We start from the raw sequence: 17,771 nt of genomic DNA on the forward strand, positions 1-17,771 counted from the left end.
AGGTACTGCGCGCGCATCGCACGCTCCTCCACCACGCCGGTGAGCTGCAGCATCCGGTCGGCCAGCGTCGACTTTCCGTGATCGATGTGGGCGATGATGCAGAAGTTCCGGATCCGCGATGGGTCGGTGAAGGTGGTGTCGGCGAAGTTGGGAATCTCTACTGCTCCTTCAGCGGGTGCCTCGACTGGCACAGGTCACCGTCCAGTTTCCCACACCCGGTCGATAGGGTCGCCGCATGACCGAACCCGCACCCGTCCCACCACCACCGGACGAGCGTCACCGGCCGACGGCCCGCCAACCGGAGACTCCGCGATTTGTGTCGTATGGCGCGACAAGTCGCGGAGTCTGCGGTTAGGCAGTTAGGGCTTGGCGGATGCAGTCAGTGACGTACTCGGGGCGGTCGGTGAGGTCGGCCCAGGTGAAGTTGATCACTGTCCAGCCGGCGGTGATCAGTGCGTTGCGGCGGGTCCTGTCGCGTTGAAAGGCGCGCGCTCCGCCGTGACTGGCGAAGCCGTCGATCTCGACGGCGAGCATCTTCTCCGGAAACGCAACGTCGACGTAGTATCCGGCGGTCGGATAGTTCGCGACCCAGCCACGAATCCGCGCCCGACGCAACAACGTAGCCATTACACGTTCGGCCGCCGACCGCGCACCGTCTCCGACACCTTCCAAAAGGCGAACCATCTCCGGGTGGCCCGATCTCCCGCGACGACGCCCGGCAGCCGCGTGCAATTGCGCGATCGACACCCGATGCAGTAGGAGCGCGTTGTCCACCACCTCGGCACCGCCTTCTACAGCCCCTTCCAGCGCCGACAGCGGAACCCCGATGACCGGCAGACCTACCCGGGTAACGACGTCGGCGTCCTCCAGATCCCGGTATCGCAGCCGCACCGACTTCCGGACCGCCAGCACATTCTTGCTGGGCGGAACGGTCACGGTGATGATCCTCGGCGCCTGGTCGGCCAGCCCGTGCCAATACGCCGCACCGAGGCCCGACAGGACCGCGGACTCACCCAAAATCAACGTCTCGACCCGGAGTCGGGTTCGTGCGGTCTGCGGATGGTCGGCGATGCTGTACACCCCATTACCGTGGCTGCGCCACTCGCCCGCCCTGACCCGCCGATACACCGACGACCGTGACATCCCGGCGTCAAGCGCTGCGTCGATCGTGACGACTCCGTCGTGCTCAAGAGCAAGCTTGCGTAACACGGCGGGCATCTGCACGCGAATCAGACGCACCAACCGGCCCAAAGGTTCCATTTCGCCCGAAAACTCCGCGTTTTGTAGCGCGAGGCGACACAAAACGCGGAGTTTCCGATGGCTTACCGTGAGCACATGACTGTGGTGGCGGATGTGGTGCGGCCCGACGGGGTGGCGCGCGGGGTGGTGGTGCTCGCGCATGGGGCGGGCGGGAATCGGGACGCGGCGATCCTGCGCGGTTACGCCGACGCGCTGTGCGCGCGGGGGCTGGTTGTCGCGCGGATCGATCTGCCGTACCGGCAGGAGCGGCCGAAGGGGCCGCCGAGTCCGTCTAAGGCGGCAGCCGACCGGGACGGGATCCGGGAAGCGTGCGAGCTGTTCCGCGACGAATCCGAGGGACCGTTGATCGTCGGCGGGCATTCGTATGGCGGCAGGCAGGCGTCGATGCTGGTGGCCGAGGATTCCGAGGTCGCCGACGGGCTGCTGCTGTCGTCGTATCCGCTGCATCCGCCCGGTAGGCCCGAACGGATGCGCACCGAACATCTGCCGGAGATCGCGGTGCCGACGCTGATCGTGCACGGCACCCGTGACCCCTTCGCCACCAGCGACGAAGTCGCCGACGCCATCGGCCTGTTCACCGCCCCGGTACAGGTGGTCGAGGTCGTCGCACCCCACGACCTGAAACCGGACAAGACCGGTGTCGCCGAACTCACCGCCGACGCCGTCGATGAATTTCTCCTCAACCGGAAGGACCGCTACGGCTGACGCTGACCGGATCCTCAGGCGAGGCGGGTGATCTCGACGACCACGTCGAGGTCTGTGGCGCCGCCGCCTGTGTACACACCACGCAGCGGTGACACATCTGCGTAGTCCCGGCCCACGCCCACCGATACGTGGCGTTCGGTGATCGGGGTGTCGTTGGTGGGGTCGAAGCCCCACCAACCGCCCGTCCATGCCTCGATCCAGGCGTGACTCTGTCCCGCGACCGTCTTGTCGATCGGCGCCTTGGGGTCCGGGTGCAGATAGCCCGACACATAGCGCGCCGGGATGCCGAGCGACCGCAGCATCAGCAGGGTGAGGTGTGCGTAGTCCTGGCAGACGCCTTTGCGTTCGTTCCAGGCGTCGACGGCGGTGGTGTGCACGCCGGTGGTTCCGGGAACGTACTCCATCTCGCCGTACACGTACTTGCAGATCGCCTCGACCGCTTCCTCCGGCGTCTTGCCTCTGGCCAGACGCTTGGCCGCCGCCGCCAGGCTCCGGTTCTTGGGCACATACGCGGTGTTGGTGAGCATCTCGTCGTAGCGGTCCACGATGTGTTCGGCGTGCAGGTCGTCCCACGACGCCTGCTTCTCGGGGCGCTCACTCGCCTCGGTCTCCACTACCGACAGACCCGACACCTCCAACTCGTTGTGTGGGGCGTGCAGATCGAATGCCGTCACCGCCGATCCCCAGTAGTCGGTGTACCGGTACGCACGCGAGGCGGGCACCGTTTCCACGCGATTGACGATGACGTTCTGCCTGTGGTCGCTCCGCGGCGTCAGACGGGCCTCGTTGTACGACGAGGTCACCGGACTCTTGTAGGCGAAGCCCGTCGAATGGACCACTCGCAGACGCCAACTCACAGTTCACTCTCCTCGATAGCGAGTACTTCGCCGTCACTCACCCGAGCGTCGGCCCACGCGACATACGGTGACACGTGGAAGTATTGATTCGTCACGGCCTCGTTGACGGCGCGACAGGTGTCCTGCAGATCCAGCAGCCGCTCCTCGAGTCCGTCGAGCAGGTCGCCCGAGTCCAGGAACTCCAGCGAACTCCGCGCCCGCCCCAGAAGCAACAACGCCTGGGCCTGCGCACCGACGCGACTGGGGCCCTTCCCCAGTTCGGACAGATTGCGTTCGGCCACACACAGCGCATGGAACACCGATCGTGGGAAAAGCCGGTCCAGCAACATGAATTCGAGTACCTTCTCGGCGTCGATCACGCCTCGGTAGGTACGCAGGTACGTGTCGTGGGCTCCCGCGGACACCAGCACGCTCACCCATTGTGGTGACGTGGCGCGCTCGCCGGCGCGCGAAAGCACCATGCGGATGGTCATGTCGACGCGTTCGATGGACCGTCCGAGCAGCAGGTAGCGATACCCGTCGTCGTGGCTGAGAGTGGCGTCGGCCAGTCCGGAGAACATTGCCCCACGGTTCTTCACATACGAAAGAAACTCGTGCGGACCGAGTGTGCGGGCCCGTTCCTCGGCATCGACGAGCCCGTTGTAGGTGGTATTCAGGCACTCCCACATCTCGGACGATGTGACTTCTCGTGCGCCACGGGCGTTCTCACGCGCGGCATGAATCAGGTCGACGATCGACCCGAACGAATCCTGGTCGTAGGCAACACGTTCGGTGAGGGTGAACACGTCCGCGGGCACGTTCGGATCGGGGGCCTGCAATCCGAGCACCTGGATCACCCGCCGGGCCGAACGGTCGACGTCGACGGTGGAATCCTCCAGGATCTGATGGATCGCGACGTCGAGGATGCGTGCCATGTCATCGGCGCGTTCGACGTATCTGCCGATCCAATACAGGGATTCGGCATTTCTGGCCAGCATCATTGCCCGCCGCCTTCCTGTCCTGTGCGGACCTGTGCGGGTGCCGCGATCGGCCCTTGTTGTTGTTGCTGCTGGGTCTGCGTGTGGATGGGCTCGGGTGCGCTTTCCGCCGGCCGCGCCGCGACCCGGCTCGAGACCACCTTGGCACCGGCGAGTTCGCGCTCACCCCCGGAGCCACGGGCGGCCAGCACCCAGGTGTCCTTGGAGCCGCCTCCCTGGCTGGAGTTGACCACCAACGAACCCTCGGGCAGCGCCACGCGCGTCAGGCCACCGGGGAGCACCCATACCGATTCGCCGTCGTTGACGGCGAACGGGCGCAAATCGACATGCCGCGGCCGCATCCGTTCACCGATCTTGGTGGGGACCGTCGACAACTGCACGACCGGTTGCGCGATCCAGCCGCGCGGATCATTGCGGACCTTCTTCGCCAGTACGTCGAGTTCGGCCTTCGTCGCATCCGGGCCGAACACGATCCCGTAACCGCCCGATCCCTCAACTGGTTTGACGACGAGCTCGTCGATGCGGTCGAGAACCTCTTCGCACTCGTCCGGAAGCCAGCACCGCAGGGTGTCGACGTTCTTGAGCGACGGCTTCTCGCCCAGGTAGTACTGGATGATCTCGGGCACATAGGTGTAGATGAGTTTGTCGTCACCGACGCCGTTGCCCACCGCACTCGAGATGACCACGTTGCCGGCGCGGGCGGCGTTGAGCAGGCCGGCCACCCCCAGCATCGAGTCAGGGCGGAACTGCATCGGGTCGAGGAAGTCGTCGTCGATGCGGCGATAGATGACATCGACCCGCTGCTCACCCTCGGTGGTGCGCATGTACACGACGTTGTCGCGGCAGAACAGGTCACGGCCCTCGACGAGTTCGACGCCCATCAGCCGAGCCAGCAGCGAATGCTCGAAGTACGCCGAATTGGCCACGCCCGGAGTGAGAACCACGATGTTGGGGTCGGCCTCGTTGAACGCCGCCGACGCCCGCAGCGCGCGCAGCAGATGGCTCGGATAGTCGCCGACCGCCCGCACCCTGTGCGAGGCGAACAGGTCCGGAAACACCCGCGCCATGGTGCGCCGGTTCTCGATCACATACGACACACCCGACGGCGAGCGCAGGTTGTCCTCCAGCACCCGGAACTCGCCGTTCTCGTCGCGAATGAGGTCGATACCGGCGACGTGGATGCGAACCCCGTTGGGCGGGCGGATATTTGCCGCCTGCCGGTGAAAGTGCTCACACGAGTGGACAAGTCGTTTGGGCAGCACCCCATCGCGCAGGATCTCCTGCGTGCCGTACACATCATCGAGGAACAATTCGAGCGCTTGCACACGCTGGGCGATGCCGCCCTCGAGTTTGGTCCATTCGGCTGCCGAGATGACGCGCGGCAGAACGTCGAGTGGGAACGGCCGTTCCTTTCCCGACAGCGAGAACGTCACGCCCTGGTCGATGAATGCCCTTCCGAGAGCATCGATCCGGGCGTCGAGGTCTTCGCGACTGGATTCTGCCAACGCCTTGAAGATGCCGCGGTATGCCGGGCGTACCTCACCGCCGGCGTCGAACATCTCGTCGTAGGGCTTTCCGAACGACGGCGCGCCGGTGTAGCCGCCGAAGAACGTGCTCTCGATCTCGCGTGGCTGGGTGGTCGCGGGCTTCGAGCGTTTGGCCGGAGTTCTGGGTTTTGTTGCCTTGGCCGAGGCTGTTGCGGGCTTGGGCTGGGCAGCCTTGGCGGGGGTACGCTTGGCGGCCTTCGTTGTCGACGCGGCACTCATAACTTGACATGGTGCTACAAAAACCCGAACTCGGCAGGACTGTTGAGCGACTGACCCGCGAGAGGACGCCCCGGGACACCAGATTTTGCCGCGCTACCGCAGTTTTCGCCGAACGCCCAACGCCCGGCGCCGTACGCGGCGCACCACATTCGCCGTTCGTGTCTGCCAGTGCTGGCGGGTCTTCGGCAGGGCTGCCGACTGGACGAGAGCGGCCACCCTGCCCCACCCGACGTCGAGCCCCCCGGCGTCGGTCAGCGCCTCGGTTCGTTCGTCCGTCGGGTCGACTGCAAGATCGTCGAGATCGCCGACCACCCGGTAGCCGGCTGCCGCGATGTCGGCGATCATCGCGTGGCTGTGTTCGGCCGCCCACCGCAGATGTTCGCCCGACAGCCGCTGTGCACGGCCCTCGCGTTCGGCGAACAGGATTTCGCCGATGATCTGTCCCTTCATCACCCGCTCGTACCGCCGCCACTCGATGTCGTCGGGTTGCAGCCGGGTGTTGAGTCTCCGCACGAATTCGGTCTGCGCCGCCGAGAGCGACGAGTTCAGGTCGGGCACCGGAATGGTCAGCGCAGCCGGGTCGACGCCGATGACCGACAGGAAACGGTTCCAGAGGTCGTCTCCGGTGCGGGTCTTCGGCACCGTGATCACGTGCACCCGTTCGGCACCGACGAACGGTGCCCAGGTGCGCAGGATTCGTACATAGTCCTGGAATTCCCAAAAGGGTTCCTCGCGGCCGGCAGCCATTTCGGAGGTTCCAGGTGCGTGGGCGAGCACGGAGTCGACAAATTCGCCGATGGTCGCGGTGCGCTGATTCTTGACGTTCTCCTGCCACACCGACGGCAGCTGCCGACCCAGATCGCGGACGGTCACCAGCACGTGCACCTCGTCGGCGAAGCTCAGATCGGACATGAGCTTCTCTACCTGCGTGGCCGTGGCGGTGGCGAACAGTTCGTGACTGACGAGCGAGCGCTGCGGCCACGCCTTCATCTGCGCCACCATTGTCGGCCACGCCGACGCGAACTCCGGGTCCACCCAGTCGAGGTAGCGGTCGGGCTGCAGGTGGGCGGCCGCGTGGAAGTGGTCGGCGATCTCATTGCCCGGATAGAGCAGGCCCGACGAGGAGAGCGCGAGGTCGCGGTTGCGCCAGAGCCGGTCCTGGAGGTGGGTGGTTCCGGTCTTCGGCAGTCCGATGTGCAGGTATACAGCTGACATGATCGTCCGAGCCTATTCCGTCGGTTCGCCGGAACCTGCCGGACGTGACGATTTGGGGGCGTTGCGGCCCGTCAGGTAAAGTAGACCGCTGTTGCACACCGCCCCTGCGGCAGGTGTGATCGGGTGATGCACATCACCACACAAGCAAGTTGACAGCTTTTACACCGCAAACGTAGAGGGAACCCGCGTGGCAAACATCAAATCGCAGATCAAGCGCAACCTGACCAACGAGGCGCGTCGTCAGCGCAACCAGTCGGTGCGTTCGTCGCTGCGTACCGCGATCCGCCACTTCCGTGAGGCCGTCGAGACCGGCGACAAGGACAAGGCCGCCGAGCTGGGCAAGGTCGCGAGCAAGAAGCTCGACAAGGCCGCCAGCAAGGGCGTCATCCACGCCAATCAGGCCGCCAACAAGAAGTCGGCCATCGCTCTGGCCGTCAACAAGCTCTGATCCGCAGCTGACTTCAAACCCGGTGATCTCCACGCGATCACCGGGTTTCTGGCGTGCTCGCCCTATCTACGTGTTCGCAGGTCCGCTACCGTCGACACGGCATGTTCGAGGGCGTAGTCGGCGTCGGCTGCCTGCCCTTTCACGTCACCGTTGAGCTGAGCGACGACGATCATCGCCTGCGCGATCGATGAGGAATCCCAGGCTCGTGCCTGACCCTGTACCTTCTTGACCCGCCCGGGCGGCATTCCCAGTTCCCGGGCCACCGAATACTGGTCCCCCGACACGCCCCGCACCCGCGCGATCGCGTGGACAGCCTCGGCGAGGGCGTCGGCCAGCAACACCCGCGGCACTCCGTGGTGGCATGCCCACGCGAGCGATTCCAGTGCCCCCGCCCGATCACCGGTTACAGCCTTGTCAGCCACCTCGAACCCGGTCACCTCTGCGCGCCCCTGGTAATAGGTGAGCACGACCTCGCGGGTGACCTTCCCACCGGTATCGGCGACCAGTTGGCTGCACGCCGCTGCCAGCTCCCGCAGTTCCCCACCCACACTGTCGACGACCTGCTCGACGACGTCCCCGCTCACCCGCGCACCGAGCCGCTTGAACTCTGCGTTGACGAAGGTCGCCTTGTCCGACGGCCACTTCGGCTTTTCGCACTTGTATTCCACCGCGCCGGCCTTCTTCAATGCCGGAATAATCGACTTGGCGCGCCCACCACCGGTATGCACGACGGCCAGCGTAATCCCGTCAGGCAACGCGTTCGCGGTGGCAACGATCAACTCCGCAGGAGCCTTCCCCGCGTCGGCCGCCGCCTCGACCACAATCACCCGCTCCTCGGCGAACAGCGACGGGCTGAGCAGTTCGGCCAGCTCATGTTCAGTCACGTCCCCGGCCCGCACCCGCGTCACGGGCACATCAGCACCGACCTCCGCCGACCGCTCGGCAACGATCGATTCGACGACACGACCGGTCAGGAAGTCGTCGTCCCCCAGCAACAGATGCAGGCGTTCACTCACGGCCCCATCGTGCCAGATCACCAATCGGGCACCGTCCTGCCAGGCAGCCGGCCCTTCTATTCGGAACTCAGGTGCCGAATACTGGCCCCTCGATTCCACCTTGATCGACGACACGTTTCATCCGTCTGGGCGACAACACTTCCAGCCGATCAACACGACGATTGCGCTACGGTCTGAACCTACAGAACAACGGCCCGGCATCGATCGGACAGTCACATGACCACACAATTTCCACCCGGTCCCCCGACGGGCGCCTACCCACCAGCCGGATACCCACCGCCCCGGCAACGCATCACCACCACCACAGCCGCACTCGCCGCCATCGCCGCCATCCTCGTCGTAGCCCTCGTCGCCACACTGCTCTACGTCTTCGTCCTGCGCGACACCACAACCATCGCCCGCTACGAAGCAGCAGACTTCACCACCACCACACCCTTCACCGACCCAGCCCTCATCGACGACACCCTCACCACAGCCGCCGGCGAAACAATCGCCGAAGCCGGAACCTGCAACCCGACCAAACTCAAAACCCAACTCGCCGCCAACCCCTCAGCCGCAGCCGCCTGGGCGCAGATCATCGGCATCAAGACCACCGAAATCAACACCTACATCGACACCCTGCACTCCGAAACCATCACCACCCCACTACAAGTCACCAACCACGACTACGAATCCGGCCAACCCCGCCAACTCCAATCCGTCCTCGACACCGGCACCGCGGTCCTCGTCGACAACAAAGGAATCCCCCGCGTCCGCTGTGCCTGCGGCAATCCACTGAAACCCGCCAAGAACAGCGCCACCGACATCACTGGCGCACCACAAGGATTCGACCTCAACAACGTCGCAACAAAACCCGCAAAAGACGACTACACCAAACCGGTCCCGGTGCTGGGACGTGACAAGTTCGATACATCAGGTTGGGCGACAGGATTCGGCACGGCCAAACCGGGAGGATTCTCTATTGCCTCAACCGCTTCAAGCACTGTAGGAGACATCACCTGGGAATCGTGGGGCGGCGACACCGCAATCGGCCTGGGACGAACCCAAGATCGCGAAAACCCCCAATACCCCGACGAGCAGCGCTCCGACATGTGGGTACTCGCCTACGACCTCGGATGGTGCAACGGCGTCTGGACCTACCGGAGCATCTTCCGATCACGTGATCGTGCCGGTCTCAACCCGACCGGCGATGATGGGACTGAGATCTGTAACGGCAGCCGCGCAGCCCCCTCCAACGAACCGGTCACCCTCGGACCCGACAGCCTGCTCACCTTCGGCGGTGCCGGCGGAGTGTACGTCGGCGACCCGGGATCAAAGATCCCGAACACGTACGTGAAGAAGAATGTAATAACCACACCTGGCATGTATCCGTACGGAACAATTTTCTACGACTTCCGTGAAAACACCTTCGATGCCCAAACTCTGACCTCGCCCAACGTGGCGGAGGTCTGGGTCAACGAGGAAGGAATCATCCTCCAGTTCAGGTGGTATGGCACCGACCGAGGAATCAAGATCGGTTCTCCAGCTGCCGATATCGAGAAGGCTTATGCCGACGCCGAACGGCGAACTTGCCGGTTGGGCTTAACTCCGACACCATATTTCGTCGACAAAGCCGGCCGGGCCGTACTGTTCATCATCAGCGACAACAAAGTCAGGGGGATCAGGGCCATCGAACCGTCGACCGGTGTCGATCCTCACTGCCCATTCGAATAGTAGCCCCGAACATCACCAGCGTTTCGCGGGCAGTTTGACATGAGGCACTACGCGACCTGCCTACGAGACCGCTAAACTCGTCCGATGAGCGCGCTCAGCAAAGGGCAGAACGGTCCACTGACAGTGGACGCAGTGGTCGTGGACGTCACATTCGCGGCGCTTGCCGACGTGTCCGCGCTGTTGGTCACCGACCGGGGTGTCGTCCGCAGCGACAACGACTTCGTGTTCTACAACCAGCCGATGGGTCCCGGCGTGCAGTTGAAACCCGGTCCGGGGCGGATGGCCCGACTCCACGTCGTCACCGGGCAGGTGCCCGCCGATATCGCCGCGGTCCGTACCGTCATCACTCTTGACGACGCCGGGCTCAGGTTCGGGCAGTTCCCCGCACCAATCGCCCGGATCCTCGACGTAGCCGGAAACGAACTGTATTCCTATATGATCGAAGGACTTTCGAGCGAATCAGTCGTGGTCGCGATCGAGATATATCGGCGCGGCAACCAATGGAAGGTTCGCGCCGTCGGGCAGGGATACGCCGGCGGTTTCGCCGACCTGGTACGTGACCACGGAGTCAGCGTCGACGACGAACCCACACCACCCCCACCGGTACAGGCACCGCAACCGGTGGCGGCCCCAGCACCGGTCCCGGAGATCAGCCTCAGCAAGAACCGGCCGGTCAACCTCGTCAAGGGACAGCGGGTGACGCTGCGCAAAGACGGCAACGTCGCACTGACCGACATCGCGATGGCACTGGGCTGGGACCCTGGCCGCGGCCGATCGATCGACCTCGACGCATCGGTACTGATGTACTCCGGCAGTGAGTGTATGGAAATCGTGTGCTTCTACCATCTTCGCAGCAACGACGGCTCGATCGTCCATTCCGGGGACAATCTGACCGGCCACGGCGAGGGCGATGATGAAACGATATCGATTGCTCTACAACGTATTCCACCGCACATCGACAAGCTTGGCTTCACCGTCACCTCCTTTCTGGGGCAATCCTTCAAATCCGTCCAGAACGCCTATTGCCGGCTCGTCGACACCACCACCAACACGGAACTGGCCCGCTACACGCTCAACCAGAAGGTGCCACATACGGCGATCCTGATGGCCGCCATCGACCGGCAGAACGGCGAATGGAAGCTCCGTGCGATCGGGGAGGGATTCTCGGCCCGCACACCGAAGAAGGCCGCCAAGCAATCCCGTCAGTTCATGTGACCTGAATGCCCGAGCGGCTGGACGGCCGCAATCGGAACACCGTGACCGCCAGCCCGGTTGCCAGCGCGACCAACACCGCGCCAGGCACGCCTCGGAAACGGGGATCGATGCCCAGCCGAGGAAACGGGCGCAGGTAACCATCCACCACAGGGCCGGATCAAAGGATCCGGAGTCCGCGCGGCGTCGCAATCACCTGTCCGTCGCTGATTCGACCTCACCCTCATCCGGGTCGGCGGTGCGCACCGCCACCGCGACGGCCACACACACGATCCCGGCGATCTCCCATGAATGCGGCACCTGGCCGAGCGCGAGAAAGCCGATCACCGCCGCGGTCACCGGCAGCAATGCCATCAACAAGGCGAAGCGTCCCGCGCCGATCCGCCTCAGCACGACCTGATCCAGTCCGTACGGAACGGCGCTCGAGGCTGCGCCCACCGCCAGCCCCAAGCACAGCACCGCCCAGATCGACGCGCCGTCACCGCCGGTCTGCCAGCCAGGGGCGTCCCAGTCGATCCCCCGCCATACCAGCCAGATCAACGGTGAGGTCAGCAGCGCCGCCATCACGAACCCGGTTGCCAGATCCTCGACACCGGACCCGCGTTGGGCGACCTTCTTGCCCAACACGATGTAGCCGGCCCAGCACGTGGCCGCAGTCAGCGCGAGAATCACACCCCATGCCGTCCCGCTCCAGCGCACATCCGCGATAAGCATTACCCCCACCACCGCGAACACCAGCGCCACCAGGTCCCGTCGTGTCCGCGAACCCGCCACGACCACCGCGATCGGCCCCAAGAACTCCAGCGCCACCGCCGACCCGAGTGGCAGGTGGTCGAGTGCTTCATAGAACGCGATGTTCATCGCCGCGGTCATCAGTCCGAACGCCGACGCCAGACGCAGCCGGCGCCAGTGCCATGCTGCGCGACCCGGCCGAACCCACAGCACCAGAACGACGGCCGCGCCGGCGATCCGCAACCATGCCACGCCCGCCGGCTCGATCGCGTCGAACAGTCCTACTGCCACTGCCGCACCCAGATACATCGACGTCGCGCCGACGATCATCAAGCCGGGCGGCAGCAGACGGTCTGCTGCCTTCCTGCCGGCCGGCGTGGAATCAGCGAGGCTCACCGGGCTCACTGTAGGCCAGGCATCACGACGATGCCGCCCGGTCGGCATCATCAGCCTGGGCGCCACCGCGCCGACCATCAACGGAATCCGGGCGCCCGGTACCGGCACCTGGATTCCGAATTGGACTATGCCTGCTCGGGACCAAACCTGTGCGCGGACATCCGACTCCGCGCCCACAGCCCGACGACGAGCGTCGCCCCGCCCACCACGGCCGCACCCACGACACCGTCGGGCACCGGAATCGATGCCCAGGCCCACCCACCGAGGACGCGGGCACAGGTGACCATCCACCAGAGGGCGGGGCCGAGTAGGCGGGCCAGGAGTTCGGCGACCACCCAACCGAATCCGCCGGACGTACCGACCGAGCCGATGATCGCGAGCACCGTGCCGACGATGCTGATCACCCCGACGACCGGTACCACCAGGATGTTGGCTGCGATCGCGACGATGCTGAACCGGCCGCTGATCAAAGCGATGATGGGAGCGGTCACCAGTTGCGCGGCGATGGCCATCGCGAGCACTTCGGCGACGCCGGTGGGTATTCGGTAGTGCCACAGCCAGTCCCGGATTGCCGGTCCCCACAGGACGATTCCGGCGGTCGCGGCTACCGAGAGCGCGAAGCCGGGGGCAAGGGCGAGTTCGGGCCACCACAGCAGGCCGACGATGACGGCGGTCCCGAGTGCGGGTAACGCCTGGGATCTTCGTCGGCTGAGCATGGCGAGGAGTCCGACCGAACCCATCATCGCGGCCCGCAGGACACTCGGAGACGGGCGGACCAGGATCACGAAACCGACGATCACCAGCAGGCCGAGGATCGGGAGAAGCCTACGCGGACAACCCAGTAGGGCGAGCAGGACCAGTGCCGCGCCGCAGACGATGGCGAAGTTGCTTCCCGAGACGGCGGTGAGGTGGCTCAGGCCCGCATCACGGAAGTCGTCGCGCACTTCGTCGTCCAGGCCGGAGATGTCGCCGAGGACCAGGCCGGGCAGGAGACCGGATTCAGGTGAGCTCAACGCCCGGGCACTGAGGGTGCGCAGTCGGTCACGGATATGCGCCGCGACCCGCTGATGAGCAGGTGGTTCGCCGACGAGTGTTGGTGTACCGACGGCGGTCAGCGACGCCACCAGCATCGTGTGTTCGGGTGGTGGCCGGACCCGCACCAAGACGCGGGCGCGTTGCCCCGGGACCATCTGCGCCCAGTCCGATGTCGCGCCCAGCAGGTGCGCGCCCGCCGCGCTGACCGACCGCTCTCCGATCGCCACGACGTCGACCCGAATGCGGGACCGACCCGAGGCGGCCGGTCGCAGCGGCACCGGGTCGTCGACGACACGCACCGTGACCGTCGTCTTGCCTCGCTCATCATGTAGCGGAAACTGTTGTATCGCAGCCACTCTGAATGACAGCGCAGTTCCGGCTGTCCCTGCCATTCCGAGTACCAGCACCACGATCCCCACCGCTCGCCACGACACCAACCCCGCCCGTACCGCACCCGAAAGGCCCACCAGCGCAGCCACACAGACGATCACGAGAACCCTGATCGCCGACACCGCAAGCAAACCCACGATTGTTGTCCCCCACACCGCGGCGGCGGGCGCGAGCAGCCGCAGGTCGCGCGCCGGCGTCACACTATGACCTTGTCGCGCAACTTCTCCAGCCGGGCCGGGCCGATCCCGTCGACCTCGGTGAGTTGGTCGACGGAGGTGAACCGGCCGTTGCGTTGGCGCCAGTCGAGTATCGATTTCGCGGTGACCGGCCCGACGCCCGGCAGGGATTCGAGTTCGGCCTGCGACGCCGTGTTGAGATTCACCGTTCCAGCCGCACCGGCCGAACCGCTGCTATCGGCCGATGCCGTCGAATCTCCTGCCGCAGAGGGTGTTCCCGACGACCCGGGACCGACGACAGCACTGCGCATCGATATCCCGCCGCCGCGACCGGCATAGCCGACGAGCACCTGGTCCCCATCCCGCAGGACCTGAGCGAGGTTGAGCGACAAGAGGTCGGCGTTCTTGCGGGCCCCGCCGGCGCGTTCGATCGCCTCGGCAACCCGAGCGCCGGACGGCAGCCGAACCAAACCGGGCCTGGTCACCAGCCCGACGACGCTGACGACCATCGGGTGCGTCTGCGGCGCAGTCCTATTCGACGTCGGAGCGGTGGAAACACCAGTACTCGGTGAGGCATCGGACGACTGCTGCTGAACTTCCGCCGAGGTGCCCGCAGCAGCCGGCGGAAAATCGACCACCGGCGCCGGACTATCGCTGCGCCACAACGTGAACCCCGCTACGACACAGGCGATGACCCCGACCAGGATCAGCGCGATGGCGGCGGGCGGCGCCACCGCGAACCGGGAACGCGACCGCTCATCCGGCTGATCGTCGTCATCCCATTCCCAGTCCTGATCTCCCCCGCCCCACCGGTCGCTTCCCCAGTCGTCGGTACCGAGACCTCCTGCGTCGAGATCATCAGTGCCAGAGTCGAAATCGTGCCGCTCACCAGCGCGCGAATCAGGAGCACCCGATCGTGGCGGCGCGGGCGGAACCGGAGAGGCTCCCGACAGCCAGGCGGGCAGTCCGTCCGCGCCCCATCCTGCTCCGGTCGCCCGCCCGGCGCCGCCATCACCGGACTGATCCGCTTCCCCGGCAGGATCAGTCTCGCTATCTTCCTCCGGAACCCGATCTTCTTCGGACACAACCTCGTCCGGTACCTCCCCGGTCAGCGGAATGCCCGAGTCTCCGGTAGTCCGCGCAACCCGCATCTTCGGCGGAGACGACAACCGCACGATCGGCGCCGGACCGGCGGCCTCGGATAGGTCGGGCGCGTCAACGGGAATCGGAGCGGGAGAAGGATTACGTAACCGCTCAAGAGGATTCGCCGTAGAGGAGCCCGCCCGCGGCCGTTCGCCGGCGGCTGTGCGCGAGGATGCCTGTTCACCGATCTTGGAAGCCATGCGTCGACCTTACGGCCGTCAACGGAGCTACGGACTGACGAAAGTTCCTGTCACACAATATCTGTGGATAAAGTCAGCATGATCCGACTGCTGTGGACAGAAGGTTTGACGGCATCCGGAATGGCGGGTTTAATCGCCCGGGATGCCCTCGATCGGGTCCAGGTGCGTTCCGATGACCACCCCGACCGCACCAGGACCGACGTGACAGCCGAGGACGGGCGAGATCTCGACGATCAACGACGAGGTGACCGTCTTGAGCTTCTCAAGCAGATCGTCGGCGACCTCTCGCGCCAATTCCGGTGCCTCGCAGTGTTGGACACCGAGCGTCACCGCCCGGCCGCCCGCCGATTCGACCGCGCCCTCCTGCATCTTGGCGATCGCCTTGGAAAAGGTGCGATGCCGTTCGCGCAACGTCATAGTGCCATCGACCATGTGCAGGATCGGTTTGATCGACAGTGCCGAACCCAGCATCTTGCCGGCCGCACTGATACGGCCGCTGGCCCGCAGGTTGTCGAGGGTGCTGACGCAGTACAGCGAGTCGAGCGTCGCCGCCTGCCGGATCGCCGCCTCGTACACGCGGTCCCGGTCGGCACCTGTTTCGGCGGCCTGCGCCGCGGCGATCGCCGCGAACCCCACCGCGAGCCCCACCGAACGCGAATCCACGACTCGCACCTGGCCGGCGAACTTCTCCGCCGCGATCCGCGCCGCACTCCACGTTCCGGACAACCGCCTGGAGATGTGGACGGCCACCACGCCGGCACCGTCGCTGGCCGCAACGGCCTCCTCGAACACCTCGCCGATCTCGTGCGGGTTGGCGCCGGAAGTGCTGACCCCAGGGACCCGCACGATGTCGTCCGGCACCTCGTCGACACCGTCGCTGTAGTCGACGCCGTCGACCGTCAGATGAAGCGGTACGCGACGGATCCCGTAGCGGCCGGCCACCGACGGTGGCAGACAGGACGAGGAGTCAGTGACGACGACAACAGGCACGGCGTCTAGGTTATCCGGTCACGGTCAACGCCTCGGCGACCACCGGCGTGACCAGGGCCGCGAGGTCGCGGTGGCATTGGAAACCCCAGTGGATGCCGTCTGGATTCATCTGCTGATCGGGGTCGGCGAACGCATCCCGCGTCGTCGGGAAAAAGTCGACAGTCGGGAACGAGTTGGCCCGCGCGTAGTCGGCGATCGCGTTGGTCGTCTCCATCCGGCCTTTGTGGACGTAGCCGTAGTAGGGGCTCGCGTGCGTCGGCGGCAGACACACCACGATCGGCAGGTCGGGCCGCAACTGTCTGATCGACGAGCCGATCTTGTCCCAGTATTCGGCCGTCACAGAGCCGGGCAGGGCCAGCGGACGCCCCAGCTTCGACGCCCGCGGCTGCACCCACTGATAGCCGTCGCGGACGCGCTGCCGCAGCCAGTTGGGCCGGATATAGCGGATCTGTTCGCGGAACGCGGTCGGCAACGGTGACGGCAGCGAATCCATACCGCCGAACGCCAGTACCACGACCTCGGCGTCGGGAATGGCCGCCCAGATATTGGGATCCTGGGTGAGCGCCCACCACACGTCCCGGCTGGTCCAGCCGATTCTGCCGAACAACCGCAGGTCACGGCCGCACTGTTCGGCCACGATCGACGGCCAGATATTGGGATCATTCGCCGGCAATCCACCTTTGGGCCCGAAGAAGGCCAGCGAATCGGACAGGACGACGATGCTCATTGCACTCCCGGGTCGGCGTCCTCGGCGGACGCATTCCACACATCCAGCCGCCAGCGCGGCGCCTCACCGGGCACCCCGTGACCGGACAACTGCACCCAACTGGTGTTGGCCAGACCACCGAACACCGGCCACGACGTCACCGGAAGGTCGAGCAGGCCGGCCGTCATCGCGGCGATCGTACCGCCGTGGGCGACGAGCACCACCGGTGCGTCCGGGTTGTCGCCGGTACCCCATTCGGGCAGGGCGTCGATGAGTTCGGTGACCACCGGAACCGCACGCCGCGCCACATCCACCCGGGTCTCGCCGCCGGGCGGCCCCCAGGTGGCGTCGTCGCGCCAGATGCGCCGGGCGCCGGGCGCGATCGCGTCCACTTCCCAGTGCGTCATGCCCTGCCAGTCGCCGAGATGCGTTTCCCGCAACCGGACGTCGGTGGTGACGGGCAGTCCTGTCTCGGCACCCAGCGCGAGGGCGGTGTCGTGGGCGCGCCGCAGGTCCGACGACCGAATCAGCAGCGGTGACCGCTTGGCCAGCACCGTCGCCGCGGCGGCAGCTTGCCGCACGCCGAGCTCGGACAGGTCGGTGTCGAGCTGGCCCTGCATGCGGCTGCCCGCGTTGTACTCGGTCTGCCCGTGCCGCAACAACAGTAGCCTGCGTGCCACCGGCGTCAGGCGCTCGACGGAGGTGTCGTGCGAATCCGGCCCGCCGCTCACAAGCCCTCGATCTCGATTGTCGGACAGTCCTTCCACATCCGGTCGAGCGCGTACACGCTGCGCTCCTCGGCGTGCTGGATATGGACGACGATGTCGATGAAGT

Annotated in this window: 18 protein-coding genes; 4 read left to right on the forward strand and 14 right to left on the reverse strand. The window is 65.7% G+C overall.

Translation table 11 applies throughout. The features are described from left to right. Both Q0627_RS19735 and Q0627_RS19740 read right to left on the reverse strand, forming a co-directional pair. Positions 1-191 (reverse strand): GTP-binding protein (locus tag Q0627_RS19735; RefSeq protein ID WP_298812098.1); only part of this gene is annotated, 191 nt, incomplete at its 3' end. A gap of 160 nt (positions 192-351) precedes the next feature. Beyond that, positions 352-1,218: a DUF559 domain-containing protein gene (locus Q0627_RS19740; protein ID WP_324388138.1), complete on the reverse strand. Its 867-nt coding sequence runs from the start codon at positions 1,216-1,218 to the stop codon at positions 352-354. Between the two features lie 117 nt (positions 1,219-1,335). On the opposite strand from Q0627_RS19740, the gene Q0627_RS19745 reads away from it, so the two are divergent. Further along, on the forward strand, positions 1,336-1,965 hold the full coding sequence (locus Q0627_RS19745) for an alpha/beta fold hydrolase (protein ID WP_291014074.1): 630 nt from the start codon (positions 1,336-1,338) through the stop codon (positions 1,963-1,965). A 14-nt stretch (positions 1,966-1,979) separates the two neighbouring features. On the opposite strand, the gene Q0627_RS19750 is transcribed toward Q0627_RS19745, so the two are convergent. The 4 genes from Q0627_RS19750 to Q0627_RS19765 all read right to left on the reverse strand — a co-directional run bounded on the left by Q0627_RS19750 (position 1,980) and on the right by Q0627_RS19765 (position 6,780). Next, positions 1,980-2,822, reverse strand: coding sequence for a transglutaminase family protein (locus Q0627_RS19750; protein ID WP_291014071.1), 843 nt, complete (start codon positions 2,820-2,822; stop codon positions 1,980-1,982). Next, positions 2,819-3,802, reverse strand: a complete 984-nt coding sequence (locus Q0627_RS19755; protein WP_291014069.1) for an alpha-E domain-containing protein — start codon at positions 3,800-3,802, stop codon at positions 2,819-2,821. Before Q0627_RS19755 ends, Q0627_RS19750 begins: the two co-directional genes overlap by 4 nt. Next, on the reverse strand, positions 3,799-5,565 hold the full coding sequence (locus tag Q0627_RS19760; protein ID WP_291014067.1) for a circularly permuted type 2 ATP-grasp protein: 1,767 nt from the start codon (positions 5,563-5,565) through the stop codon (positions 3,799-3,801). The genes Q0627_RS19755 and Q0627_RS19760 overlap by 4 nt, the downstream gene beginning before the upstream one ends. 93 nt (positions 5,566-5,658) lie before the next feature. Next, entirely contained in the window at positions 5,659-6,780 is a 1,122-nt protein-coding gene (locus Q0627_RS19765; protein WP_298812101.1) for a sulfotransferase family protein, read from the reverse strand. 187 nt (positions 6,781-6,967) lie between these two features. Between Q0627_RS19765 and rpsT the strand changes: the two genes are divergently transcribed. Then, entirely contained in the window at positions 6,968-7,228 is a 261-nt protein-coding gene (gene rpsT / locus Q0627_RS19770; protein ID WP_291017383.1) for a 30S ribosomal protein S20, read from the forward strand. A gap of 62 nt (positions 7,229-7,290) precedes the next feature. Here rpsT and holA read toward each other — a convergent pair whose 3' ends face one another. Beyond that, positions 7,291-8,244 carry a DNA polymerase III subunit delta gene (gene holA, locus Q0627_RS19775; RefSeq protein ID WP_298812103.1) on the reverse strand — a complete coding sequence of 318 codons (954 nt, stop codon included), beginning with the start codon at positions 8,242-8,244 and terminating at the stop codon, positions 7,291-7,293. Between the two features lie 216 nt (positions 8,245-8,460). On the opposite strand from holA, the gene Q0627_RS19780 reads away from it, so the two are divergent. Continuing rightward, positions 8,461-9,957 (forward strand): DUF6777 domain-containing protein, encoded by a 1,497-nt coding sequence (locus Q0627_RS19780; protein WP_298812104.1) that lies wholly within the window; start codon positions 8,461-8,463, stop codon positions 9,955-9,957. 84 nt (positions 9,958-10,041) lie between these two features. Then, positions 10,042-11,172, forward strand: coding sequence for a TerD family protein (locus Q0627_RS19785; protein WP_298812105.1), 1,131 nt, complete (start codon positions 10,042-10,044; stop codon positions 11,170-11,172). Positions 11,173-11,361: 189 nt separating this feature from the next. Here the strand turns inward: Q0627_RS19785 and Q0627_RS19790 are convergent, their stop codons facing one another. From Q0627_RS19790 to Q0627_RS19820, 7 genes are all read right to left on the reverse strand, one after another. Further along, complete coding sequence (locus Q0627_RS19790; RefSeq protein WP_291015141.1) at positions 11,362-12,210, reverse strand: DMT family transporter; 849 nt, start codon at positions 12,208-12,210, stop codon at positions 11,362-11,364. Positions 12,211-12,422: 212 nt separating this feature from the next. Then, positions 12,423-13,922, reverse strand: coding sequence for a ComEC/Rec2 family competence protein (locus Q0627_RS19795; RefSeq protein WP_298812106.1), 1,500 nt, complete (start codon positions 13,920-13,922; stop codon positions 12,423-12,425). Then, a complete protein-coding gene (locus Q0627_RS19800; protein WP_324388450.1) occupies positions 13,919-15,241 on the reverse strand; it encodes a helix-hairpin-helix domain-containing protein in 1,323 nt (440 codons plus the stop codon). Before Q0627_RS19800 ends, Q0627_RS19795 begins: the two co-directional genes overlap by 4 nt. A gap of 129 nt (positions 15,242-15,370) precedes the next feature. After that, positions 15,371-16,231, reverse strand: coding sequence for a DegV family protein (locus Q0627_RS19805; RefSeq protein WP_298812107.1), 861 nt, complete (start codon positions 16,229-16,231; stop codon positions 15,371-15,373). A 10-nt stretch (positions 16,232-16,241) separates the two neighbouring features. Further along, positions 16,242-16,958, reverse strand: a complete 717-nt coding sequence (gene octT / locus Q0627_RS19810) for a diglucosylglycerate octanoyltransferase (protein ID WP_298812108.1) — start codon at positions 16,956-16,958, stop codon at positions 16,242-16,244. Then, positions 16,955-17,668 carry a histidine phosphatase family protein gene (locus Q0627_RS19815; RefSeq protein WP_291011033.1) on the reverse strand — a complete coding sequence of 238 codons (714 nt, stop codon included), beginning with the start codon at positions 17,666-17,668 and terminating at the stop codon, positions 16,955-16,957. Before Q0627_RS19815 ends, octT begins: the two co-directional genes overlap by 4 nt. Beyond that, positions 17,665-17,771 (reverse strand): RsfS/YbeB/iojap family protein (locus Q0627_RS19820; protein ID WP_367180779.1); only part of this gene is annotated, 107 nt, incomplete at its 5' end. The genes Q0627_RS19815 and Q0627_RS19820, both read right to left, overlap by 4 nt.

This window comes from uncultured Gordonia sp., assembly GCF_937858515.1.
Lineage (GTDB): Bacteria > Actinomycetota > Actinomycetes > Mycobacteriales > Mycobacteriaceae > Gordonia.